A 23989-nucleotide genomic window follows, 5' to 3' on the forward strand; every position below is an offset into this window, starting at 1 on the left:
CGATCATGACGAACAGCGCACCCCCGATCGATGTGCTCGTCGCGGATGACGAGAAGCCCGCCCTGGACGAGCTGGTCCACCTGCTGCGCACCGATGCCCGAATCGGCGAGATCCTCACGGCATCGTCCGGTGCGGACGCGCTGCGGCTGCTGTCGGAGCGCGCGGTGCGGATCGCGTTCCTCGACATCCACATGCCGGGGCTCAGCGGCACCGACCTCGCGCGGGCGCTGCTGACTCTCGCCGTGCCGCCGGCGGTCGTGTTCGTCACGGCCGACGATGCCAAGGCGGTGGAGGCGTTCGAGCTGCGAGCCGCCGACTACCTGCTCAAGCCGGTGCGGGCCGCGCGGCTGCGTCAGGCGGTCGACCGTGTGGTCGAGGCCGGCGGCGACACCGCGGCATCCGGCGACGACGAGGTGCTGCCGGTCACCGTCGGCTCCGCGGTGCGGTTCGTGCGGCGCAGCGACGTGACCTGGGTGCAGGCGCAGGGCGACTACTCCCGGCTGCACACCGTGGACGGCGCGGGGCATCTGGTACGCATCCCCATCTCCGAGCTCGAGACGCGGTGGACGGATGCCGGCTTCCTGCGCATCCACCGCTCGTCGCTCGTGCGCATCTCCGCCGTGACCGAGGCTCGGCTCTCCGGCGCGGATGCCGCCGTTTCGATCGGTGGGCTCTCGCTTCCGGTGAGTCGGAGGATGGTACCGGCCGTGCGCGAGGCGCTGGTGCGCGGCGAGGGGGCGGGATGACCGAGAAGCCGAAGCGGGTCCGCGTCACCGCCGACCTCCCCGACCGGCGGCCGGCGACCCTCACCCGCGGCATCGCGCTGCCGGGTGCCCCCGTGGATGAGGCGGATGCCGTGTACGCGCGGGCCCTGATGCGCAGCCAACTCCGCCTCGCGCTGGGGACGGTCGCCGGGTTCGTGGTCGTGGTCGTCGCACTCACCCTGGCGATCGCGCTCATCCCCGAGATCGGACGGGTCCTGGTGTGGGGACTGCCGCTGTCGTGGCTGCTGCAGGCGTACGCGTTCTACCCGATCATCGTCGTCTTCGCCGTGCTCCACGTGCGCACGGCCGCCCGCAACGAGCGCCGGTACCGGGCGCTGCGAGACCGCGAATGAACGCGGTGCTCGACCTCATCGGGGTCGCGCTGGTCATCGTCGCGACGCTGCTGATCGGCGTCTACGGACTGCGCATCTCGCGCACGACGGGAGATTTCTTCGTCGCCTCGCGCACGGTGCGACCGGTGTGGAACGCGTCGGCGATCAGCGGCGAGTATCTGTCCGCCGGCACCTTCCTCGGGCTGTCGGGCCTCGTGCTGCTCGACGGCGCCCGCGGGTTCTGGTTCCCGATCGGCTATGCCGCGGGCTACCTCCTGGTGCTCGCCTTCGTCGCCGCCCCGCTCCGGCGCAGCGGCGCGTACACGATCCCCGACTTCATCGAGGCGCGGCTGGAGTCGACGTCGGCTCGGCGCGTCACGAGCATCGCGGTGCTGGTGATCGGCTGGCTGTACATCGTGCCGCAGCTGCACGGCGCCGGGCTCACCCTGCTCGTCGTGGCCGGCCTTCCCGAATGGGTGGGCGCGGTGACCGTTGCGGTGCTCGTGGCGGCGGCGGTCGCGGCGGGCGGGATGCGGGCGATCACCTACGTGCAGGCGTTCCAGTACTGGCTCAAGCTCACGGCCCTGCTGGTGCCGGTGGTGTTCATCGCCTTTGCCCTCAGTGGGGGACCGCACGACTTCGATCCGGCGCTCGTGTTCCCCGCTGAGGCTGGTCCCTCCGGCTTCGACGTGTACGAGACGGCCTCCCTCCTGCTCGCGCTGCTGCTGGGCACGATGGGTCTGCCGCACGTGCTGGTGCGGTTCTACACGAGCCCGACCGGGGTATCGGCCCGTCGCACGACGGTGATCGTGATCGGCATGGTGAGCGCGTTCTATGCGGTGTCGAGCACGATGGGGTTGCTCGCGCGCATCGCCGCTCCCGACCTCGCGGTTCCCGGTGTCGCCGACACGGTGGTGCTGCTGCTGCCGTCGCGGGTGTTCCCTGGAGCGTTCGGCGAGCTGCTGACCGCGCTGATCGTCGCCGGGGCGTTCGCCGCGTTCCTGGCGACCTCGGCCGGACTCGTCGTGTCGCTCGCGGGGGTGATCAGCCAGGACGTGTTCTCGGGGTCGGTGCGTTCGTTCCGCCTGTCGGCCGTGCTCTGCGCCCTGGTGCCACTCGTGGTCGCGCTGCTCACGGCGCCGGCGGGGCTCGGATCGAGCGTCGGCGTGGTGTTCGTGGTGGCGGCGTCGACGCTGTCGCCGGTGGTGCTGCTCGGCGTGTGGTGGCGCGGGCTCACTGCTCGAGGGGCGGTGGCCGGGATGCTGTCCGGCGGGCTGGCCGCGGGTCTCGCACTGCTCGTGCACGCGGCGGTCGGGGGAATCGGAGTGGCCGCGCCCTACCTCGCGCAGCCGGCCGCCTGGACCATCCCTCTCGCCACCGCGGTGACCGTGATCGTCTCGCTCCTCGACTCGCGGGGTCCGTCGCCGCGCACCGACCGCTTCCTCGCCCGGGTGCACACTCCCGAGCGCAGCTGAGTCAGAGCTTCCGGCTGCGGGGCATGAGCCTCACGGGCGGAAGCGGCGGGGCGGGGATGCGCACGTCGTGCCCGGCCACGGTACCGAAGCGGTCGGATGCCGCTTCCCACTCCTCGCGCGCCTCGACGATCTCGTCGTGCGTGCGGCCGGCGAAGTTCCACCACATCACGATGTCGTCCTCGAACGGCTCACCGCCCAGCAGGAACAGCAGGGCGCCCTCGTCGCTCGACACCTCGACGGCGTCGCGGGAGTCGCCCAGATAGAGCAGGCCGTTCCGGTCGAGTGGATGCGCGGCCACCACGGCATCGCCCTCGACCAGCATCAGCGCGTGCTCCCAGTCCGAACGCAGCGGCAGGCGCACGCGGGAACCCGGGGCGAGCACGATCTCCGCACCGACGATCGGGGTGTGCACCGTGGCGGGCGAGCGCACGCCCGCGTACTCGCCGAGCACGACCGTGGCCTCGGCATCGGCCCCGCTGTCCGCGGGGAGCGCGACGGAAGGCAGCTCGGTGTGCCGTTCGAATCCGGGAGTACCGTGGCGGGCGGAATCCGGGAGCACGACCCAGAACTGCAGGGCGTCGAGAGGCACCGGACCCTCGCCGATCGAGTACTCCGAGTGCGAGATGCCGTTGCCGGCCGTCATCAGGTTCAGCTGTCCACGGCGCAGGTCGGCATCGCTGCCTATCGAGTCGCGGTGACGGATCTCGCCGACGAGCGGCCAGGTCACCGTCTGCAGCCCGATGTGCGGATGCGGTTCGACCCGCATCTTCGTGTCGGCAGGACCGAACCGGTCGAGGAAGCACCAGGCGCCGATCGTCGGCAGGTTGCGGTGCGGCAGGGCACGCAGCACGTTCATGCCGCGCACTCCGCCGAGCGGAACCTCGCGCGGTTCGAGGATGAGGCGGTGCTGCCCGATCATTCGGCTCGGCCCGTCGGGTCCTCGCCGGCGGATCCCGCAGGTCCGGAAGGGGCCTTCGGCCAGCGGATCTCGGCACCGGGCACCTCATGCGTCTCGAGGTACTTCGCGATGTACGGGCACAGGGGAACGATCGCGTCACCGCGTCCCGCCGCATCCGCCAGCGCCGCCGATGCGAGCGTGCCCGCCAGCCCCTGGCCCTGAAACGCCGGGTCGATCTCGGTGTGGATGAAGCGGATGGATCCGGGGCGCAGGTCGTACGCCGCGAAGCCCGCGAGCACGTCGTCGGAGCGGATCTCGTAGCGCGACTCTTCGTCGTTGCGGGTCACGGTGATGTCGGTCATCGGATGCTCCTTCGAACGGGATGCCTCCAACCTACGCCCGCGGGTGAGGGGAGGGGCCGGGTGCCCGGTCAGCCCACCGTCTCCTTCACCGCCACCCCGTGCGCATCTTCCCGGCTCTTCTTGGGAAAGAGGAAGGTCAGTGCGAGGAAGGCGATCAGCATGATCGCGGGCACGACGAGGGTCTGCTGATAGGCCTGAGCCGGAGTGCCGGATGCGGCGGCATCGAAGAACACCGAGGCGAAGATCGCCACCCCCACCGCACTCGCGATGGCCTGCACTGCCGTGAGCACGCCGGAGGCCGAACCGATCTCGTCGTCCTTCACTGCTGCGAGGATCGTGCTGAACAGCGCGGCGATGATCGCGCCACCACCGACGCCGAAGAGGGCGATGCCGGGGGCGATGGTCCAGATGCTGAAGTCGCCCGGCTGCTGCAGCTCGAACCACAGCAGACCCGCGCCCAGCAGCTGAGTCACGGCTCCGAGCTGCAGCACGGACCGACCGATCTTCTCGGCGAGCCACGCGCCGCTGATCGCGCCACCGACCGCAGAACCGAGTGCGAGCGGCAGGTTGCTCAGGCCGGCCTCGCCCGCGCTGAAGCCGTTGCCCACCTGCAGGAACAGCGTCAGCACGAGCTGCGTGCCGGTCAGGCTGCTGAAGAATAGGGCGATGCCCACCAGCCCGAACGTGTAGGCGCGGCGGCTGAACATGGTCGCCGTGACGAGAGGGACGCCACCGCGCGCGAGGAGCTGCCGCTGCTGCCAGCCGAACAGGACGAACCCGGCCAGACCCGCCGCCACGCATGCCCAGGCCCACACCGGCCAGTCCAGCTCGGGTCCGAAGGTGAGCCCGAGCACGAGGATGCCGGACGACGCGACGATCACGGCAGCTCCGAGCATGTCGATACGCACAGCGCGGTCACCGCTTCGCCGGGGCAGGATGCGCCACGCGATGATCAGCGCGGCGATGCCGATCGGGATGTTCACGAGGAAGACCGAGCGCCATCCGAGTCCGAGGATGTCGGCCTCGATCAGCCCGCCGCCGATGATCGGACCCAGGATGCCGCCCAGGCCCAGCGCCGGTCCGAAGATGCCGAAGGCGACGGCGAGCTCGGCGCCGGAGAGGTTCTCGCGCAGCAGACCGAGCCCCTGAGGGAGCAGCAGCGCGCCGGCCGCTCCCTGGAGCAGGCGGAACACGATCAGCAGCTCGGCGGTCGGGGCGAGCGAGCACAGCAGCGACGCGATGGTGAAGGCCGTGAGCCCGAGCAGGAACATCCGCCGTCGTCCGTAGCGATCACCGAGGCGGCCGCCCAGGATCAGTCCTGCTCCCAACGCGAGCGCGTAGCCGCCGATCACCCATTGCAGTCCCAGGGCGTTCGTGCCGAGCGACGACTCGAGCGAGGGACCGGCGACATTGACGATCGTCGCGTCGAGCATGTCCATGATCTCGGCCGCGAGCATCACCCCGAGGATCGCCCAGCGCCAGCGGTACGGGGCTTCGGTCGCGTCTGCCATGTCATCTCAATTCTTGATTATCAATCAAATTAGCAATATGAAGTATTACCATTGCTCGCATGGATGTCAAACGGTCCGAGCGGGCATCGGAAACGGCGTCGAGGTACGACCCGACGCGTCGGCACGACGCCGGTGAGATCGACGAGAACGACATCCGCACTCGGGTGCAGCAGTTGACGATGCGGCAGCAGCGCTTCGAGCGGTCGATCGCCAAGCAGCTCGAACTCGATGCTCCGGGTCTCGAGGTGCTCGACCACCTCATCTCCCGCGGTCCCACCACGCCGACCGAGCTTGCGCATCGCGTCGAGATCTCGACCGCGGCCATGACCCTCGTCCTCAACCGACTCGAGGACCGCGGACACGTGCGTCGCGACCGTCATCCGTCCGACGGGCGCAAGCTCATCGTGACCGCGTCGGAGGATGCCGCCGCCGAGGCCGAGCGCCTGGTGGAACCGCTCATCGGCGAGGTCGAGGCGCAGATCGCCGCGATGAGCGAGGAAGAGCGCGCGACGGTGGCGAGGTTCCTCGACGACCTCATCCGCGCCTACGATCGGTCGACCGCGAGCTGATCCCGCCCTCACCTGTGGATGAGGCGCCGCCCGCGTCGGCGGAGGTCGTTACGCTGGAGAGATGCCGCAGACTCCCCGTGACCCGTACGCGGATCTGCCGTACGCCGACGAGCCCTACGACGACGGCTGGGAGTCGTCCATCCCGCCGGAGCCGATGGATTGGGAGCCCCAGGGCGCGGGCTTCGAGCCACCGCTCGACTGGGGGCAGGGGCCGATCACGCCGGTGACCTCGTCCACCGCGAGTGGCGCACCCGCCGCGGGCCGTGCACCCGCTGTGCGTCGGGCGACACCGAGCCGCTACCCGACCGCGCGCGAGGCGCTGCACACCGTCTTCGGGTACGACGAGTTCCGCGGCGATCAGGCCGACATCGTCGAGCAGGTCATCGCCGGGGGAGACGCCGTCGTGCTGATGCCCACCGGCGGCGGAAAGAGCATCACGTACCAGGTTCCCGCGCTCGTGCGCGAGGGCACGGGGCTGGTGATCAGCCCGCTCATCGCGCTCATGCACGACCAGGTCGACGCACTGCGGGCCAACGGCGTCAACGCCGCGTACCTCAACTCCACGCAGGCCATCGACGAGCGCCGTGAGGTCGAGCGGGCGTACGTCGCCGGCGAGCTCGACCTCATCTACGTCGCCCCCGAGCGGCTGTCGAACGCGCAGACCACGGCGCTGCTCCAGCGCGGAACGCTCAGCGTGATCGCGATCGACGAGGCGCACTGCGTGTCGCAGTGGGGTCACGACTTCCGCCCCGATTACCTGGCTCTCGGCGATCTGGGCGAGCGATTCCCCGGGGTGCCGCGCATGGCGCTCACGGCTACGGCCACTGCGGCGACGCACAAGGAGATCACCGAACGTCTGCGCCTCGACGGCGCTTCGCACTTCGTCGCGAGCTTCGATCGCCCGAACATCCAGTACCGGATCGTGCCCAAGGTCGATCCGCGCAAGCAGCTGGTCGCGTTCATCAAGTCGCAGACCCCGGTGACCGACGACGGCGCGCAGCCCGCGGGCATCGTGTACGCGCTCAGCCGCAAGTCGGTCGAGCAGACGGCGACCTATCTCGCTGCCCAGGGCCTCGACGCGCTGCCGTACCACGCGGGTCTGCCCGCCGAGGTGCGCGCGGCCAACCAGGCGCGCTTCCTCCGGGAAGACGGTGTGGTCATGGTCGCCACCATCGCGTTCGGGATGGGCATCGACAAGCCCGACGTGCGCTTCGTCGCGCATATCGACCTGCCGAAGTCGGTCGAGGGGTACTACCAGGAGACCGGTCGAGCCGGGCGCGACGGCGAGCCGTCGGTGGCGTGGATGGCGTACGGGCTCGGCGACGTGGTGCAGCAGCGCCGGCTGATCGACCAGAGCCCTGGTGACCGGACGTTCAAGATGCGGATGGGGCAGCACCTCGACGCCATGCTCGCGCTGTGCGAGACGGTCGAGTGCCGACGGCAGAATCTGCTCGGCTACTTCGGTCAGGAGTCGCAGCCCTGCGGCAACTGCGACACCTGTCTCGAAGACACCGAGACGTTCGACGGCCTCGTTCCCGCGCAGAAGCTGCTGTCGACGATCGTGCGATTGAAGCGCGAGCGCAATCAGGCGTTCGGGGCCGGGCACCTGATCGACATCCTCCGCGGAGCCTCGACCGAGCGCATCCGCCAGCAGGGGCACGACACGCTCGCGACGTACGGCATCGGCAACGACCTCTCCGATCAGGACTGGCGCAGCGTCGTGCGGCAGCTGCTCGCCCGCGGCATCCTGGTCGCGCAGGGCGACTACGGCACCCTGGCTCCCGGCGAGCAGGCGTCCGGAGTGTTGAAGGGCGAGACCGCGGTGCCGCTGCGCAAGGACACGATCGGGCGTCCGACCTCGTCCGGTCGTGCCCGCAAGGCCAGTGCCGCCGATGCCCTGGACGCCGGGGACCGGGGTCTGTTCGAGGCACTGCGCGCGTGGCGGGCCGAGACCGCGCGCGAGCAGGGCGTGCCCGCATACATCGTGTTCGGAGATGCGACGCTGCGTGCGCTCGCGGAGCACCGCCCGGCATCCCTCGCCGACCTCGACGGCATCACCGGCATCGGGGCCAAGAAGCGCGAGGCCTACGGCGAGGGCGTGCTGGCGGTCATCGCCGAGGCCTGAGTGCCGCCGCCTGACCCGAGCCCTGATCCTCGTGCCGCCTGACTCCTCGCGCGCTCAGCGCGGAGGCAGCACGTCGTCGAGGTGGGCGCGCAGGTGCGTCGCGATGTCGAGTCGTTCCCTGTCGTAGAGCCACTGGTACTGCAGGCCGTCCCACATCGCGATGAGCCAGGTGGCCTCGTGCACGGGGTCGCGGTGCTCGGGCAGGTCGCCGTCGACCTGGGCGAGCCGGAAGAGTTCGGTGAAGTAGTCGAGCGCATTGGCGAACCGGGCCGTGAAGTACTCGTGCGCGGGGTGGGCGGCGGGCACCGCCTCGCAGGACAGCACCGCGTACACCTCGATCAGTCCCGGCTCGTCGTGCGCGCTGAGCGCGGCTCCATCGGGGATGCTGCGGAGCACCTCTCCGGCCGAGGCGGCGCCCGTGAACGCCTGGTTCTCGTTGATGGCACTGTCGCGTTCGGTGAGGACGGCGCTGAGCAGCAGCTCTTTCGACGGATAGTGGTGCAGCAGCGTCGACTTCGACACCCCGACCGCGGTGGCGATGTCCTGCAGGCTGGTGTCGCCGTAGCCGTCGCGGGAGAAGAGGCGCGTCGCGTCGGCGAGGATCTGCGCGCGACGGCGGCGGCCGACCGCGTAGCCGGGGTCGGTGTCGGGGACCGCGGTCGTGCGTAGCTCGGGCAGGGGGCCGGCCGGATCCGTGCTGTCGGATGAGGGCTCGTCGTCGGAGTCCCGCCACGCGAGCGGCGTCGCCCACAGGTTCTCGCGCTCCTCGAGCATCTCCACCACATCGACCCGATCCGGAAGGTACTGCGAGAGCAGCTGCAGACCGTCCCACCCGGCCGTGTGCCGCACCGTCTCGCCGTCGACGTCGCGATCCGCCGCGATCACGCCGTGGTACTTCGCGTCTTCCAACACGTCGATGCTCAGCGAGCGGAGACGGCAGTAGCGCTCGCGCATCCGCGCGTGCGCGGGGTGGCCGGGAGCAGAAGCCTCGCCGGTGAGCGCGGCGAACAGCTCGATGTAGCCCGCGGTGCGCTCGTTCCGCGCGGCGATGCCGGCGAATACCAGCTCGCCCGGTTCGGACGCCGCCGCGATCGCGCTGAACACCGTCTCGTTCTCGGCTTCGAGCGCGGCGACGACTTCAGCGAGCAGATCGTCTTTGGACGAGAAGTGCCCGAGGAGCCCCGGGTGGCTGACGGAAGAGGCTGCGGCGATGTCGCGCAGCGATGTGGAGCGATAGCCGCGTTCGACGAACAGGTCGTGCGCGGCGGACAGGATGCGCTGGCGCGTGGCGGCGGCGCGCGCGTGCCGCGAACCGGTCGCCGTCGTCGTCATCGCATCCTCCCTCCTCATCCTATCCTCGCTCATTACCAAGCGGTCTAGATTCACTTACCAAATGGTCGAGATTCGTGTATCTTCATCGAAGAGCCGCGTCGCCCGAAGACGTGCGGCGAATCGAAAGGACTGTCATGACAGAGTTGTCATCCGCCGCTTCCGCGGCCGCGGTCGGCACCACCGGGTTCAAAGCCCCCGGGACCACGCCGCTGAAGACCCCGCGCGGCTACACGCCGGGCCTCGCCGCCGTGAACTTCGGTGTCTATCTCGCGCTTCTCACGCCCGTCATGGTGTCGATGGCGTTCAAGGTCCAGCACATCGACCCGGTGAACACCGAGGGCAGCCTCGGGCTCGTGATGGGCGTCGGCGCGATCTTCGCTCTCATCGCGAACCCTCTCGTCGGCCGACTCTCCGACCGCACCACCTCGCGCTGGGGCATGCGTCGGCCGTGGATCCTCGGGGGCGCGATCGTCGGTCTCGGCGGCTTCGTCCTCATCGGCGCCGCGACCTCCGTGTGGATGATCCTGCTCGCCTGGTGCCTCGTGCAGACCTCGATGAACGCCGTGCTCGCCGCCGCCAACGCGACGCTCCCCGATCAGGTGCCGGTCACGAGTCGCGGCAAGGTCTCCGGCATCATCGGCATCACGACCCCGATCGGCATCCTCGCCGGCAGCTTCCTGGTCAACTTCCTGCCCGGCGACTTCGAGCGCTTCGTCGTCCCCGGCGTGATCGCACTGATCCTGGTGGTCGTGTTCGTCCTGATTCTCAAGGATCGCCGCCTCGTGGAGAAGCCCGCCGAGAAGTTCACGGTCGCGATGTTCTTCGGCTCGTTCGTGTTCAACCCGCGCAAGCACCCCGACTTCGGCTGGACCTGGCTTACCAAGTTCTTCGTGATGTTCGGCTACGCCGGCATCGCCACGTTCCTGCCGCTCTACCTCGTCACCAAGTTCGGTCTCGATGAGCAGGGCGCGGTCGGCATCATCCTGGCCGCCAACCTCGCCTCCATGGCCGCGATGGCGATCTCCTCCCCGCTCGGCGGATTCCTCTCCGACAAGATCGGCAAGCGTCGCCCCTTCGTCGCCATCGCCGGTGTGATCATGGTGGTCGGACTGGTCATCCTCGCGATCGCCCCCGATGTCACGACCGTGATCATCGCGCAGGCGATCATCGGACTCGGCGCAGGGTCCTTCCTCTCGGTCGACCTCGCCCTCGCGACCGAGGTGCTCCCCAACCCCGACGACGTGGCGAAGGACCTCGGCGTGCTGAACATCGCCAACGCCCTGCCCCAGTCGATCGCCCCGGCCATCGCGCCCGGAATCATCGCCATCGGCGCGGCCACCCCGCTCGGCGGCTACACCACCTGGTACCTCTTCGGTGCCGTCGTCGCGCTGGCTGGTGCCGTTCTCGTCTACCGCATCAAGGGAGTCAAGTGACCATGACCGACACCATCACCGCGCGCCCCTGGCTCGACACCGACCTCTCCGTCGACGAACGGGTGCAGCTGCTGCTCGACGCCATGACGATCGAGGAGAAGGCCGGACTCTTCTTCCACACCATGATCGCCATCGGCGATCTCGAAGAGCCGAACCCGATCTTCGCGACCCCGTCGGCTCGCGAGTTCCTCGAGACCAAGCGCATGACGCACTTCAACCTGCTCGGCGCCGCGCCCACCGGTCGGGAGATCGCGGCATGGCAGAACGCCCTGCAGCGGCTCGCGGCGTCGACCCGACTCGGCATCCCGGTGACGCTGTCCACCGACCCTCGGCACTCGTTCAGCGAGAACCCCGGCGCGTCGATCCTCGCCGGCCCGTTCTCGCAGTGGCCGGAGACCCTCGGTCTCGCCGCGACCCGTGACGAAGACCTCGTGGAGCGCTTCGCGGACATCGCCCGCCAGGAGTACACGGCGGTCGGGTTGCGAGTGGCCCTGCACCCCCAGGTCGACCTCGCGACGGAGCCACGCTGGGCGCGGCAGACCGCGACGTTCGGCGAGGACGCGGAGCTGTCGGGAAAGCTCGGTGCGGCATACATCCGCGGGTTCCAGGGCGCATCGTTCGGCCCCGGATCGGTGTCGACCATGACGAAGCACTTCCCGGGAGGTGGACCGCAGAAGGACGGCGAAGACCCGCACTTCCCGTACGGCCGGGAGCAGGTCTACCCTGGCGGTGAGTTCGAGCTTCACCTGAAGCCGTTCGAAGACGCGCTCGCCGCGGGCACCAGGCAGATGATGCCGTACTACGGGATGCCCGTCGGCACCGAGTACGAGGAGGTGGGATTCGGGTTCAACAAGTCCGTGATCACCGGCCTGCTGCGTGAGCGCTACGGCTTCGATGGTCTCGTGTGCACCGACTGGGGCCTGATCAGCGACTCCGAGATCTTCGGCCAGCCCTTCCCGGCACGAGCCTGGGGTGTGGAAGACCTCACGCCGCGTGAGCGGATGAAGAAGGTGCTGGATGCCGGGGTCGACCAGTTCGGCGGCGAGGCGAACCCGGAGCTGCTGCTCGAGCTGATCGCCGACGGCGAGGTGACCGAGGCCCGACTCGACGTCTCGGCACGTCGCATCCTGCGCGAGAAGTTCGAACTCGGACTGTTCGAGAACCCGTACGTCGACGAGGATGCCGCCGATGACATCGTCGGTCGCGCCGAGTTCCGCACCGCGGGAGAGGACGCCCAGCGCGCATCGATCACGGTGCTCGCGAACGATGGCACTCTGCCGTTCGCACGCGGCCGGAAGCTCTACGTCGAGGGCGTCGACGTCGACACGGCCGCGTCCTTCGGCGAGATCGTCGAGACGCCGGGCGAGGCCGACCTGGCGATCATCCGCCTGCAGGCTCCGTTCGAGGAGCGCGCGACGATGTTCGAGAACTTCTTCCACGCGGGCTCGCTCGCGTTCTCGGAAGACGTGATCGCGCATGTCCGCGAGGTCGCCGCCGCCGTGCCGACCGTCGTCGACGTGCTCGCCGACCGCCCGCCGATCCTGACGCCGATCGTCGACGTCGCCGCTGCGGTGACGGTGAACTGGGGTGCGTCCGGGGCCGCCCTGCTCGACGTGCTCAGTGGTGCGTTCCCCGCGCGCGGCGCGTTGCCGTTCGACCTGCCGCGGTCGATGGCAGCCGTCGAGGCCTCCCGCCCCGACGTGCCGTTCGACACCGCCGATCCACTGTTCCGGTTCGGTCACGGGCTCTCGCTGTAGCGGTCATCCGGCTCGGAAAACGCCCTGCACGCCTTCGCGTGCGGGGCGTTCTTCGTCTTCCCCGCGCCTCTCGCAGGGAGCGCCCCGCTCCGCCATTCCGTCTCCGAGTTTCGGAATGTCTCCCGCGATGGCGGTCGCCGGGTGATTCCTGGACAAATGCTGGACTTCTCCTCCGCGATCCCGTAAGAATGAGCCAACATCGCTCGGCCGACAGATGTCGACCCGTGGGGGGGCCATGTGACGCGGAAGATCGCATCACACGGGAGTAGCGAATGGAATTGCAGGAGAGGACTCTGCGGCGACGCAGAGCTGTAGGAGGAGGCATCGCCGGCGTCACCGTCGGCGCGGTGGTCCTCGCGAGTGCACTGGTGCCGACAGCGGCGACGGCGCTGGACGCGGCGAATCCGAACGATCCGTCGGTCGCGCAGGGGCAGATCATCCAGCTGCCTGCCGCACTGCTCGGCGGGCTCGACATCGCGGCGCTCGGTCACACGCTGACCAGCAATCCCGCAGCCCCGGGCTCCGAGCTCGGCGGGCTGGATGTCGGACTGCTCGAGGCGCTCAACATCGACGTCGGCACCCTGAACGTGCCGCTGCTGTCCGACGGTACGCCCGGTTCGCCGGGTCTGCTCCAGCTCGGTGACCTGGGGGCGGCGCAGAGCTTCAGCTCGTCGCCGACACAGACGCAGTCGATCGCATCCTCGGGCACCATCACCTCGGGTGGAGCGATCGACACCGGCGCCATCGACGGCAGCGTCAACCCCGGCACCCTCGAACTCACCGACCTGTTCGATCAACTCGCCGTGGCCGGGCTCACCGACGCCGTCCTCGACCAGGCCTCGGTCGGCATCGGCGCGCTCGCCTCACGTGCCGAGTCGAACACCGGCACCGTCACCTCCGAGTACCGCATCGCCGATCTGAACCTCGATCTGCACAGCAACCTGGTCGCCGGACTCTCCGGCACGCTCGCCTCGGCGATCCAGAGCACCGTGACTCCCGTCAGCAACCTCGCCGGTCCCGGCGGGGCGCTCACCGCGCTCACCACGACCATCGTCAACACGATCAACGCGATCCCGGACGTGCCGCTCGTCGCGGCCTTCACTGCGAGCGGGGGAACCGTCGCGATCGCCGGTCTCGACACCGTCGGCCAGACCGTGACCACCCAGGTGCTGCAGACTCCGCTCGAGAACACCACGGGTTCCGTGCTCGTCGACCTGAGCACCGGGACGGTCTCCGTCGACCTCGCCAAGATCCTCGTCGAGACCGGGGCCGGCGCCGACCTCAACTCCCTTCCGGCGAACACCCCGGTGCTGTCGGCCACGACGATCTCCGCGATCCAGCAGGGCATCACCTCCGCACTCACCGGCACGCACCCGAACAGCCTCAACGGCAAGGTCTCCACGATCCTGAAGTCGACGCTCGATGCGCTCCAGGTGACGCTGACCGTCGGCGTCGACCTCACGGTTCCGCTCACCGGCACTCCGCTCGTCTCGGGTGACGTGACGGTCAAGGGCTCGCTGGCGCAGTTCGCCGGCACCGCGACGCCGGTTCCTGTGGTCGCGACCGACATCAGCCTCGCCGGCCTCAACATCGGGGTCCTTCTCAACCCGGTGGTCGCGGCCGTGACCAATGCGGTCGCCACAACGACGGGTCCGCTCGTGAACACCGCGCTGAACAGCGTGATCCCGCTCGTGCAGCCGGCGCTCGCCGCGCTGACGGGGCCGGTGCTCTCGACGCTCGACCCTGTGTTGCAGGGTGTGCTGTCGCAGGTCGCGACCATCACCATCAACGAGCAGCCGGCCACGGGAGATATCCCCGGAGGCAGCTTCACCGTTCGTGCACTCGGAGTGAACCTGCTCCCCGCCGTCGGTGGCGGAGTCTCCCTCGACCTCGGGTCGTCGACGGTGAAGTCGGCGATCGCCGCAGTCGCCGCGATCGATGCGGCGGCCACGGTGCAGGCGGGAACCAGTCTTCCCCTCACCGGCTCCGGCTGGCCCGCGAGCACCGACGTCTCCGTGCAGCTGACGGCGCCGGGGGGCGCAGCGGTCGGCGGCCCGGTGACGGCGACCACCGATGCGTCCGGCGGGCTCACGCTCTCCTACCCGGTGCCCGTCTCGGCGACCCCGGGGACGGGATACACCGTCACGGCGACGGCCGGAGCGGTCACGGCGACCGATACGACCGAAGTCACGGCAGCAGCCGCGGTGGACGCGGCACCCGCCGTTCAGGCAGGCACCGATCTCGGCATCTCCGGCACGAACTGGCCCGCGAACACCCAGGTGTCGGTGCAGCTCACGGCTCCCGGCGGCGGGAACATCGGCGGCCCCGAACTCGCCACGACCGACGCTTCCGGCACGTTCACGCTGGACTATCCGGTCCCGGCGGGCACGCCAGCGGCCACCGGCTACACGGTCACGGCGAGCGTCGGCACCCAGACCGCCACCGACACCACCGAGGTGACGGCTGCGCCGGTCGCGGCGATCGACGCGGCGGCGACCGTCCAGGCGGGCACGAGCCTTCCGATCACCGGCACGAATTGGCCGGCGAACACCGTGGTCTCGGTGCAGTTGACGGCTCCCGGCGGGGGCGCGAACGTCGGCGGCCCGGTGACGGCGACCTCCAACGCCTCCGGTGTGATCTCGCTCGACTACCCGGTTCCCGCGTCTGCGGCCCCGGGCGCGGCCTACACCGTGACCGGGACGGCAGGAGCGGTCACCGCGATCGACACCACCGAGGTGACGGCCGCAGCGACCGTGGATGCGGCCGCGACCGTGCAGGCGGGGACTTCGCTTCCGATCACCGGCGCGAACTGGCCGGCGAACACGCAGGTGTCGGTGCAGCTGACGGCCCCCGGTGGGGGGAACGTCGGCGGCCCGGAGACGGTGACGACGGATGGGGCGGGTGGGTTCACGCTCGACTACCCGGTGCCTGCATCGGCGACGCCCGGAGCGGGCTACACGGTGACCGCGAACGTCGGCACGCAGACCGCGACCGACACGACGGCGGTCACGGCGGCGGCGGCGATCGACGCGGCGGCGACGGTCCAGGCCGGCGCGACCCTCCCCGTCACCGGCACGAACTGGCCGGCGAACACGCAGGTGACCGTGCAGCTGACGGCACCCGGCGGCGGAAACGTCGGCGGTCCGGCGACGGTGACGACGGATGCGACCGGCGGCTTCACCCTCGACTACCCGGTGCCCGCATCGGCGACGCCCGGAGCGGGCTACACGGTGACGGCGAACGTCGGCACGCAGACCGCCACCGACACGACCGCTGTGACCGCGGCGGCCACCGTCGACGCGGCGGCGACCGTGCAGGCCGGGAGCAACCTCCCCGTCTCCGGCACGAACTGGCCGGCGAACACGCAGGTGTCGGTGCAGCTGACCGCACCCGGCGGCGCGAACATCGGCAGCCCCCAGACGGTGACGACGGGCGGGCTCGGCGGATTCACGCTCGACTACCCGGTTCCGGCCGGCACCCCTGCCGGAACCGGGTACACGGTGACGGCGTCGGTCGGGGCTCAGACCGCGACAGACACGACCGAGGTCACGGCCGCTCCCGTCGTGGTCGACGCGGCACCCACGGTTCCTGCGGGCACCAACCTTGCCGTCACCGGCTCCGGATGGCCCGTGAGCTCCTCGGTGTCGCTGCAGCTGACGGCTCCCGGTGGGGGCGCGAACGTCGGTGGCCCGGTGACGGCGAACACCGACGCTTCCGGGGCCTTCACGGTGAACTATCCGGTTCCGATCGGCACCACGCCGGGCACGGGTTACACGCTCACGGCGACCTCGGGCGCGGTCACCGGATCGGACACCACCGAGGTGACCGCGGGTGACCCGGGCGACGTCAACACGAACGCGGCAGCCTCGGCGTCGGCCTCGGCTGATGCGACGGCGGACGGCGACCCGTCGGCCCAGGCGGCTGCAGAAGCGGCAGCTCTCGCGGACGCGACTTCCGCGGCATCGGCGGCAGCGACAGCGGATGCCACATCGGCGGCTCAGGCAGCGGCGACCACCGATGCGTCGAGCACCGCGACGACGGATGTGACGTCGACGGCCAATGCGTCCGCGGCCGTCGCCGCCCAGGCAGCGGCCCAGGCCGACGCCTCGGACGACGCGAATGCGGCAGCCTCCACGGCGGCGGAGTCGAACTCCGCGGCCTCGTCGGAATCGGCAGCGACCACGGATTCGTCCACGGATGCATCGTCGGAGGCCTCGGCCAACACGAACGCGGCAGCCTCGGCCTCGGCTTCGGCCAACGCCGATGCCACCACCGCGGCGGTCGCCGAAGCGTCCGCACAGGCGGCGGCCTTCGCCGACGCGACGGCGGAAGGATCGGCTGCGGCCGACCCGGCTGCCGAAGCGGCATCGGAGGCAGCGGCGACCGCGACCTCGTCCACAGCGGCCACGGCGGATGCCACCTCGTCGGCGAACGCCGGTGCGGCGATCGCCGCTCAGGCGGCAGCGTTGGCCGACGCGACGACGAACACCGCGGCCGACACCTCGGCCACGTCGGATGCCAGCACGAGCGCGGCGGCGAATGCGAGCGCGGCAGCCATCGCGAACGCCTCGACGGATGCATCCTCGGATGCGGTCGCCTCGGCGGACGCATCGGCGGAGATCAACACCAACGCCTCCGCGTCGGCGTCGGCTTCCGCACAGGCGGATGACGACAGCAACGCCTCGGCCGAAGCAGCGGCAGTGGCGGCGGCACTCGCGGATGCGACGAGCCAAGCCTCCGCCGCGGCAGACGTATCGGCCAATGCCGCAGCCCAGGCCGCGGCGACCACCGACGCCTCCACGGATGCGTCGACCACGGCCACCACTGCGGCGAACGCCTCGGCGGCGGCAGCGGCTCAGGCGGCGGCGCAGAACGATGCGACCTCCACGAGTGCGGCGGATGCCTCGGCCTCGGCCGATGCGGATCCGAACGCCTCGGCGGCAGCGGCGGCGAACGCGTCGTCGTCGGCCACGGCCTCGGCTTCGGCGGCGGCTGACGCGTCGGCTGAAGCCACGGCTGCGGCATCCGCCACCGCCACCGCCACCGCCACCGCTTCCGCAGACGCGGCGGCCGACCCGACCGGGAACATCGCCATCGCGATCAAGCACCCGGTGCGCGAGCGCGGCACGCAGCAGACCGCGGTCGGCACGGGCTTCACGCCTGGCGAGACGGTGACGGGCGTCATGACCTCCGCCCCCGTGGCGCTGGGAAGCCAGGTCGCCAACTCGCAGGGAACGGTCACCTTCACGTGGACCGTTCCCACCGCCACTGATCTCGGAACCCACACCGTGACACTGACCGGGGCGACCTCGGGCAGTGTGTCGGCGTCGTTCCAGGTGGTGGCGTCGGGTCTGGCCACGACCGGCGGACAGGTGCAGAGCGGATGGATCGCTCTGGCCGCCACGCTCCTCATGCTCGGCTGGGGGGCGATGAGACTCGCGAGATCCCGACGTCCCCAAGTGCAGACGGAATGATCGCGAGGTAGGAACGCTGAGTGGTCGGGACCGTTTCCCCACGGCGGTCCCGACCCTCGGCGGTACGGAGGGAAGTGAATGAGCACGAAACTCGAGTCCTCACCGGAATCCGCCGCGTCTGCGCCGGAGGGAGCGGCCGCGGTACGTCCGCGTCCGACCTGGTGGGTGAAGCTCATCGCCTTCGCCGCCTGCCTGCTGACCCTGTGGCACATCGGCGCCTCTTTCCTGTGGATCGCGCCGTACTCGGCCTTGCGGGAGATCCCCACGCAGCAGGTGCTGGCCGGCTACATGCTGCCGATGTTCGGCCAGTCGTGGAGCGTCTTCGCACCGGAGCCCATCAACGGCGACTACCACTTCAACGTCCGCGCCGTCATCGAGAAGGACGGCGAGCAGGTCGAGACCGGCTGGGTCAGCGCCACCGACGTCGAGCTGTCGATGATCCGCTACAACCTCTTCCCGCCGCGCGCCGGCATCCAGTCCAGTGAGGTGGCGAGCGGGCAGATGAACGCCTACAACAAGCTGAACGCCGACCAGCAGGCCGTGGTCGGTCTCGACTTCGCGGAGGACGACGGGGAGGAGTGGATGGTCCGCTCCTTCGACGAGCTGCAGGGCGACGACAACCCGTCGACGGACGCCTACATGGCCGAGGAGCACCTCTCCACCGCGTACGCGACCCAGGTGGCCTACGCGATCTGGGGAGCCGATGCCGTGGTCAAGGTGCAGTACCGCGTGAGTCGCCAGAACGTCGTCCCCTACAAGGACCGCAACGACCCGAGCGCGCAGCGTCCTGACCCCACGTTCTCGACCACCGGATGGCGACTCCCTATAGAAGAGGAAGGACAGAGCCGCGAGAACTTCGCGAACACCTTCCGCAGCCAGTTCGAGAGGATCCAGCCGTGAGCGCGCCGGTCAAGACCACGGCGCGGAAGGGCGACGCGAAGAAGAAGAAGGATCTTGCGCCGCGGAGCACGACGACGGCACCCGCTCCGGTCTCCACGCCTCCCGCTCCTCCTCGAGAACCCGCACCCGCTCGGGCGACCACCGTGCCGCCGCGGTCGTTCATCACCCGGCTGCTGACCTTCGTGTCGTCGATGATCGGCGGCCTCTGGGCGATGGTGCTCTCAGCCATCGACCGCATCTCGGCCTTCGTCGGCGACTGGCTCTTCAACGGGAAGAAGGCCCTCTACGGACTCGCCGTCACACGCATCCTCTTCGGTGTCACGGCGATCGGCCTCCTGGCGTCGAACTTCAGCACCCGCCTGTACACCTTCGGGTCCGGCTCGGCCTGGAACGGGGAGCTCGCGGAGCCGGTGAGCGACTTCCCGAAGATCTGGGTGTTCAGCGCGTTCCATGCCGCGATGGGGAATGACGTGCTCTACACGGCGCTCTACCTGTTCCTCGGGGTGCTCGCGGTGCTGTTCGTCCTCGGCTGGCGCTTCCGCATCGTGCTCCCGATCTTCTTCTGCCTCTGGGTGGGCTTCATCGAGGCCAACGACATGGTGGGCGATCAGGGCGACAACATGTTCCGCATCGCGCTGTTCCTGCTGTTCTTCGCCGATCCCGCGGCCCGGTGGTCGCTGGATGCCCGACGTCGGGCGAAGTCGGGGGAGTGGTTCGCCCCGAACAGCCAGCCGGCGCTGCTGGGAACGATGTTCCACAACCTGACCCTCGTGGCTCTCACGGCGCAGGTCTGCTTCGTCTACGCCTCGGGCGCTCTGTTCAAGGCGGGCGGTGCGCCGTGGGAAGAGGGGTACGCGGTCTACAACCCGCTGCAGACCGCACGGTTCGGCACGTGGCCGGTGCTGAGCGACCTCGTCACCACGTGGGGGCCGATGGTCACGATCGCGAGCTGGGGGTCGATCATCCTGCAGGTCGCGTTCCCGCTCATGCTGCTGACGCGTCCGACACGGCTGATCGGCCTGCTGGGCATCCTCTCCTTCCACGTCGGCATCGCGGTGCTCATGGGGTTGCCCTGGTTCTCGCTCACGATGATCGCGATCGACTCGATCTTCATCCGCGACCGGACGTGGGGGCGGCTGAGCGCCGGAACGAAGAGGCGATGGCAGGAGGCGGGTGCGGCATCCCCACCCGCGACGCCGGAACACGCGATGTCGGTCCGGACTGTGGTCTGACGACAACTCGGCGGGGAGCTGTCCCCGCCGGGTGTTGGAGGAAGTGGACAGGGCAGTTCGCCTCTGGTTGTGGCAGACCTACCATGGAACTATTCCCACTTCCCTCTGAGAGGAACGCTCATGGTCGACGCCGCCGTCCGTCCGAAGACGACTCGCACCTCCACCGACACCGCGGATGCGAACCTGCACATCGATGTCGCCCGCATCAACGACGCCCTGATGGGCACCTGGGGTGACGTGCGTCGCCAGGCCCGCGAGATGATCAAGGACTCCGCGTTCTGGCGCAAGGACGAGCTGGGCAAGGACGAGCACCGTGAACGCGTGCTGAGCCAGCTGCACCTCCTGGTCGAGAACAAGGCCGTGCACCGCGCGTTCCCCAAGTCGCTCGGCGGCGAGGAGAACAACGGCGCGAACATCGCGGGCTTCGAGGAGCTCGTGGTGGCCGACCCCAGTCTGCAGATCAAGTCGGGCGTGCAGTGGGGGCTCTTCGGCTCGGCGATCCTGCAGCTGGGCGCCGAGGAGCATCACGCGAAGTGGCTTCCCGGCGTGATGGACCTCTCCATCCCCGGCGCCTTCGCGATGACCGAGATCGGCCACGGCTCCGACGTCGCGGCCGTCGGCACGACCGCGACGTACGACCCGCAGACGGAGGAGTTCGTCATCAACACCCCGTTCCGCGGGGCGACGAAGGAGTACCTCGGGAACGCGGCCCTGCACGGGATCGCGGCGACCGTGTTCGCGCAGCTGATCACCAACGGCGTCAACCACGGCGTGCACTGCTTCTATGTGCCGCTGCGCGGGGAGGACGGTGTCGACCTCCCCGGCATCGGCCGCGAGGACGACGGTCTCAAGGGTGGACTCAACGGCATCGACAACGGACGCCTCTCCTTCGACCACGTGCGTATCCCGCGCACCAACCTGCTCAACCGCTACGGCGACGTGTCGGCGGACGGCACGTACTCCAGCGCGATCGACAGCCCCGGCCGCCGCTTCTTCACGATGCTCGGCACCCTGGTGCAGGGGCGCGTGTCGCTCGACGGCGCGGCATCCTGGGCCTCGGCGCTGGGGCTGCACATCGCGATCACCTACGCCACCCAGCGCCGTCAGTTCGACGGTGCGGACGGGCAGGAGGTCGTGCTCATGGACTACGGCAAGCACCAGCGCCGTCTGCTCCCGCGGCTGGCGACCACGTACGCACAGATCTTCGCGCACGACGAGTTCCTGCAGAAGTTCGACGGGGTCTTCTCCGGTCGCACCGACACCCCGGCCGACAGGGAAGACCTCGAGACCCTGGCCGCAGCCCTCAAGCCGCTGTCGACGTGGCACGCGCTCGACACGCTGCAGGAGGCCCGCGAGGCCACCGGCGGTGCCGGCTTCATGTTCGAGAACCGTCTGGTCGGACTCCGCGCCGACCTCGACATCTACGTGACCTTCGAGGGCGACAACAACGTGCTGCTGCAGCTGGTCGGCAAGCGTCTGCTCACCGACTACGCCAAGCAGTTCCAGGGCAAGGACGCCGCGGCGCTCGCGAAGTTCGCCGTCGGCATGACTGCGGGCAAGCTGTTCCACGGCGCCGGTCTCCGCCAGCTCGGTCAGGCCGTCTCCGACTTCGGGCAGGTGAGCCGTTCGGTCGAGCGGGGGCTGCGCGAGGAGCAGCAGCACGACCTCCTCGCCGGACGCGTGCAGCAGATGGTGGCCGACATCGCCTCCCGCCTGCGCCCCGGTGCGAAGGACAAGGCCCTCGGCGCCCGCCTGTTCAACGAGAACCAGGCCGAGCTCATCGAGGCCGCCCGTGCACACGGAGAGCTGCTGCAGTGGGAGGCGTTCACCGACGCCGTGCACCAGATCGAAGACGCCGACACCAAGAAGGTCCTCACCTGGCTGCGCGACCTGTTCGGCCTGCAGCTCATCGAGAAGCACCTCGCCTGGCACCTGATTCACGGGCGTCTGTCGATGCAGCGCGCCGCGGCGGTCTCGAGCTACATCGACCGCCTGTGCGCTCGCCTGCGTCCGTACGCGCTCGACCTCGTGAACGCGTTCGGCTACGAGCCCGAGCACGTGCGTGCGCCCATCGCGAGCGGTCTGGAGAAGCAGCGTCAGGACGAGGCCCGCGCGTACTACGCCGACCTCGCCGCGACCGGCCAGGCTCCGATCCAGGAGAAGGCGCTGAAGAAGAAGCAGCGCTGACCCTCCCGCGGTTCGCTGTTCAGGAATCCCGCCCCCGTCTTTCAGATCGGGGCGGGATTTCTGCGTCCGGCGCCGGTTTCTCCTGAGTCCTGGACGCTGTCAGGGCGGCGAGGTATCAGAGCGACGTGAGATCCACTCCGCGCTCGGCGGCGAGGGCCTGGAGCTTCTGGGCGGCGTCGGTCTCGACGCACACGCACGCCTGCAATCCCGCCTCGTCTTCGTCGCGCAGGAGGTAGTAGCTGTCGGTATCGGTCAGCTGTGCGCCGCCGGCGCCGAAGAACAGCCACCGCACGCGCACCAGCACGAGTCGATCGGAGAGATCACGCCGTTCCAGGAGGTCGAAGCCGACGGACGCCAGCCCGAGCCGATGATAGATCGGATATGCCTGCCGCAGGCTTTCGACCATGGCATCGCGGGAGTCCAGCACGCCGGAGGAGCGGTCGTTCACGATCATGCCCGGCGTCGACCACAGACCCGCCGCGGTCTCGGCATCGAACGCGGTCAGACTGTCCGCATAGCGGGTGAGGTACTCGGAGATCGTGTCGTCGGAGGTCGTCATGGCGCGAGCCTAGGGAACGGCGCCCTGAACACGAGGGGGCTTGACGACGGGCGAGAAGCCCTCTCACGCGCCGGGTGCCGGGGGATACGGCGCGGATGGGGGATACGGCGCGGTTGGCGCAACCACGGCGGGAGTCGTCGCGGCCTGCGCGCGCACTCGTGCGAGCACGGCCGTGAAGCCGAGGTAGAGGATCGCCGCGGCGGTTCCGCCCCCGACGAGGATGAGCGTGGACAGTGGGCGACTCCCTTCCATCGGCAGGACCGAGAGCGCCGGGAGGAGCACGCGGGGTGCGAACACCAGCGCGCTCACGACGAGGAGTGCGAGCGCCGGCAGCACCAGCGCGAAGCGGGACCACCGGGTGATGAAGACGCCGGCGATGATCGCCAGCGTTCCGATCAGGATGGCTGCGGCGGCTTCGGGGACGAAATCGAATCGGTACTGCTGGAGCGCCACGATCCTGGTGCGGCCGACGCCCCAGGACAGCAGCAGCACCCCGGCCAGGAGCAGCACGGGGGCGACGACCAGTCCACCGACGGAGAGACCGACGCCCGGGGCCTCGGGGCGGCGTCGCACCATCGCGAGGACGAGACCCATCGTGCCGAGCACCGGGAGCAGGATCAGAGGGAGTCCGTATGCCAGACCATCGAGCCACTCGACGGGAAGGACGCCCGCACCGAGGCGGTATGCCTCCAGCAGCAGCGACGGGAACAGGGAGATGACGAGCGGAACGATGGCGAGCACCCCGACGGCGATCAGGCCGGCGGAACTCCAGATGCCGGTCATCGTGACGAGCAAAAGGAGCAGGATGCCGACGGCCTGGAGCAGGATCGGTATCGCGAACCTGCCGAGGTCGATGCCCGCCAGCGCGTACTGACCGTAGGCGAACACCCAACTGCTCCCGCCTGTCGCGATCAGTCCCGCTCCGAACGGCGCGACGACGACGGCGATGATGACGGTGATCAGCCGTGCGGACGTACTCGATCGATGCATCGTGACTTCCCCCTCCGGAGCCCTGCGCCTCACACTACCGGCGTGCCTTTCCCGGGTGGAGGGATTCCCCGAGGCGATGCGTAGTGTGG

Annotated in this window: 17 protein-coding genes; 11 read left to right on the forward strand and 6 right to left on the reverse strand. The window is 69.7% G+C overall.

Translation table 11 applies throughout. The annotated features are described in order from the left end of the window. Nucleotides 1-5 precede the first annotated feature (5 nt). From ACFVWL_RS09735 to ACFVWL_RS09745, 3 genes are read left to right on the forward strand one after another with little or no spacing between them, the layout of a single operon-like run. A complete protein-coding gene (locus ACFVWL_RS09735; RefSeq protein ID WP_387181714.1) occupies nucleotides 6-746 on the forward strand; it encodes a LytR/AlgR family response regulator transcription factor in 741 nt (246 codons plus the stop codon). Beyond that, nucleotides 743-1117, forward strand: coding sequence for a heavy metal transporter (locus tag ACFVWL_RS09740; protein WP_387181717.1), 375 nt, complete (start codon nucleotides 743-745; stop codon nucleotides 1115-1117). Before ACFVWL_RS09735 ends, ACFVWL_RS09740 begins: the two co-directional genes overlap by 4 nt. Next, nucleotides 1114-2571: a cation acetate symporter gene (locus ACFVWL_RS09745; protein ID WP_387181720.1), complete on the forward strand. Its 1458-nt coding sequence runs from the start codon at nucleotides 1114-1116 to the stop codon at nucleotides 2569-2571. The genes ACFVWL_RS09740 and ACFVWL_RS09745 overlap by 4 nt, the downstream gene beginning before the upstream one ends. A gap of 1 nt (nucleotide 2572) precedes the next feature. Here ACFVWL_RS09745 and ACFVWL_RS09750 read toward each other — a convergent pair whose 3' ends face one another. From ACFVWL_RS09750 to ACFVWL_RS09760, 3 genes are all read right to left on the reverse strand, one after another. After that, a complete protein-coding gene (locus ACFVWL_RS09750) occupies nucleotides 2573-3490 on the reverse strand; it encodes a pirin family protein (RefSeq protein WP_387181723.1) in 918 nt (305 codons plus the stop codon). Next, nucleotides 3487-3831: a GNAT family N-acetyltransferase gene (locus tag ACFVWL_RS09755; protein WP_387181725.1), complete on the reverse strand. Its 345-nt coding sequence runs from the start codon at nucleotides 3829-3831 to the stop codon at nucleotides 3487-3489. The genes ACFVWL_RS09750 and ACFVWL_RS09755 overlap by 4 nt, the downstream gene beginning before the upstream one ends. 68 nt (nucleotides 3832-3899) lie before the next feature. After that, nucleotides 3900-5342: an MFS transporter gene (locus ACFVWL_RS09760; RefSeq protein WP_387181728.1), complete on the reverse strand. Its 1443-nt coding sequence runs from the start codon at nucleotides 5340-5342 to the stop codon at nucleotides 3900-3902. Nucleotides 5343-5401: 59 nt separating this feature from the next. Here ACFVWL_RS09760 and ACFVWL_RS09765 point away from each other — a divergent pair, with 59 nt between their 5' ends. After that, entirely contained in the window at nucleotides 5402-5911 is a 510-nt protein-coding gene (locus ACFVWL_RS09765) for a MarR family winged helix-turn-helix transcriptional regulator (protein ID WP_387181731.1), read from the forward strand. A gap of 61 nt (nucleotides 5912-5972) precedes the next feature. Beyond that, entirely contained in the window at nucleotides 5973-8036 is a 2064-nt protein-coding gene (recQ, locus tag ACFVWL_RS09770; protein WP_387181735.1) for a DNA helicase RecQ, read from the forward strand. A gap of 54 nt (nucleotides 8037-8090) precedes the next feature. Here the strand turns inward: recQ and ACFVWL_RS09775 are convergent, their stop codons facing one another. Further along, entirely contained in the window at nucleotides 8091-9368 is a 1278-nt protein-coding gene (locus tag ACFVWL_RS09775) for a TetR/AcrR family transcriptional regulator (protein WP_387181738.1), read from the reverse strand. Nucleotides 9369-9502: 134 nt separating this feature from the next. Here ACFVWL_RS09775 and ACFVWL_RS09780 point away from each other — a divergent pair, with 134 nt between their 5' ends. The 6 genes from ACFVWL_RS09780 to ACFVWL_RS09805 all read left to right on the forward strand — a co-directional run bounded on the left by ACFVWL_RS09780 (nucleotide 9503) and on the right by ACFVWL_RS09805 (nucleotide 22351). Then, on the forward strand, nucleotides 9503-10801 hold the full coding sequence (locus tag ACFVWL_RS09780; RefSeq protein ID WP_387181741.1) for an MFS transporter: 1299 nt from the start codon (nucleotides 9503-9505) through the stop codon (nucleotides 10799-10801). A gap of 2 nt (nucleotides 10802-10803) precedes the next feature. Further along, nucleotides 10804-12558, forward strand: coding sequence for a glycoside hydrolase family 3 protein (locus tag ACFVWL_RS09785; protein ID WP_387181744.1), 1755 nt, complete (start codon nucleotides 10804-10806; stop codon nucleotides 12556-12558). 272 nt (nucleotides 12559-12830) lie between these two features. After that, nucleotides 12831-18032 (forward strand): choice-of-anchor G family protein, encoded by a 5202-nt coding sequence (locus ACFVWL_RS09790; RefSeq protein ID WP_387181747.1) that lies wholly within the window; start codon nucleotides 12831-12833, stop codon nucleotides 18030-18032. A 78-nt stretch (nucleotides 18033-18110) separates the two neighbouring features. After that, entirely contained in the window at nucleotides 18111-18932 is an 822-nt protein-coding gene (locus ACFVWL_RS09795) for a DUF5819 family protein (protein WP_387181749.1), read from the forward strand. Then, nucleotides 18929-20164: an HTTM domain-containing protein gene (locus tag ACFVWL_RS09800; RefSeq protein ID WP_387181751.1), complete on the forward strand. Its 1236-nt coding sequence runs from the start codon at nucleotides 18929-18931 to the stop codon at nucleotides 20162-20164. Before ACFVWL_RS09795 ends, ACFVWL_RS09800 begins: the two co-directional genes overlap by 4 nt. Before the next feature lie 120 nt (nucleotides 20165-20284). After that, nucleotides 20285-22351 (forward strand): acyl-CoA dehydrogenase, encoded by a 2067-nt coding sequence (locus tag ACFVWL_RS09805; protein WP_387181754.1) that lies wholly within the window; start codon nucleotides 20285-20287, stop codon nucleotides 22349-22351. A gap of 115 nt (nucleotides 22352-22466) precedes the next feature. On the opposite strand, the gene ACFVWL_RS09810 is transcribed toward ACFVWL_RS09805, so the two are convergent. After that, nucleotides 22467-22910: a hypothetical protein gene (locus ACFVWL_RS09810; RefSeq protein ID WP_387181757.1), complete on the reverse strand. Its 444-nt coding sequence runs from the start codon at nucleotides 22908-22910 to the stop codon at nucleotides 22467-22469. Between the two features lie 63 nt (nucleotides 22911-22973). Continuing rightward, nucleotides 22974-23900 (reverse strand): hypothetical protein, encoded by a 927-nt coding sequence (locus ACFVWL_RS09815; RefSeq protein ID WP_387181760.1) that lies wholly within the window; start codon nucleotides 23898-23900, stop codon nucleotides 22974-22976. Nucleotides 23901-23989: the final 89 nt, after the last annotated feature.

It is taken from the genome of Microbacterium sp. NPDC058269 (assembly GCF_042881445.1).
GTDB lineage: Bacteria > Actinomycetota > Actinomycetes > Actinomycetales > Microbacteriaceae > Microbacterium.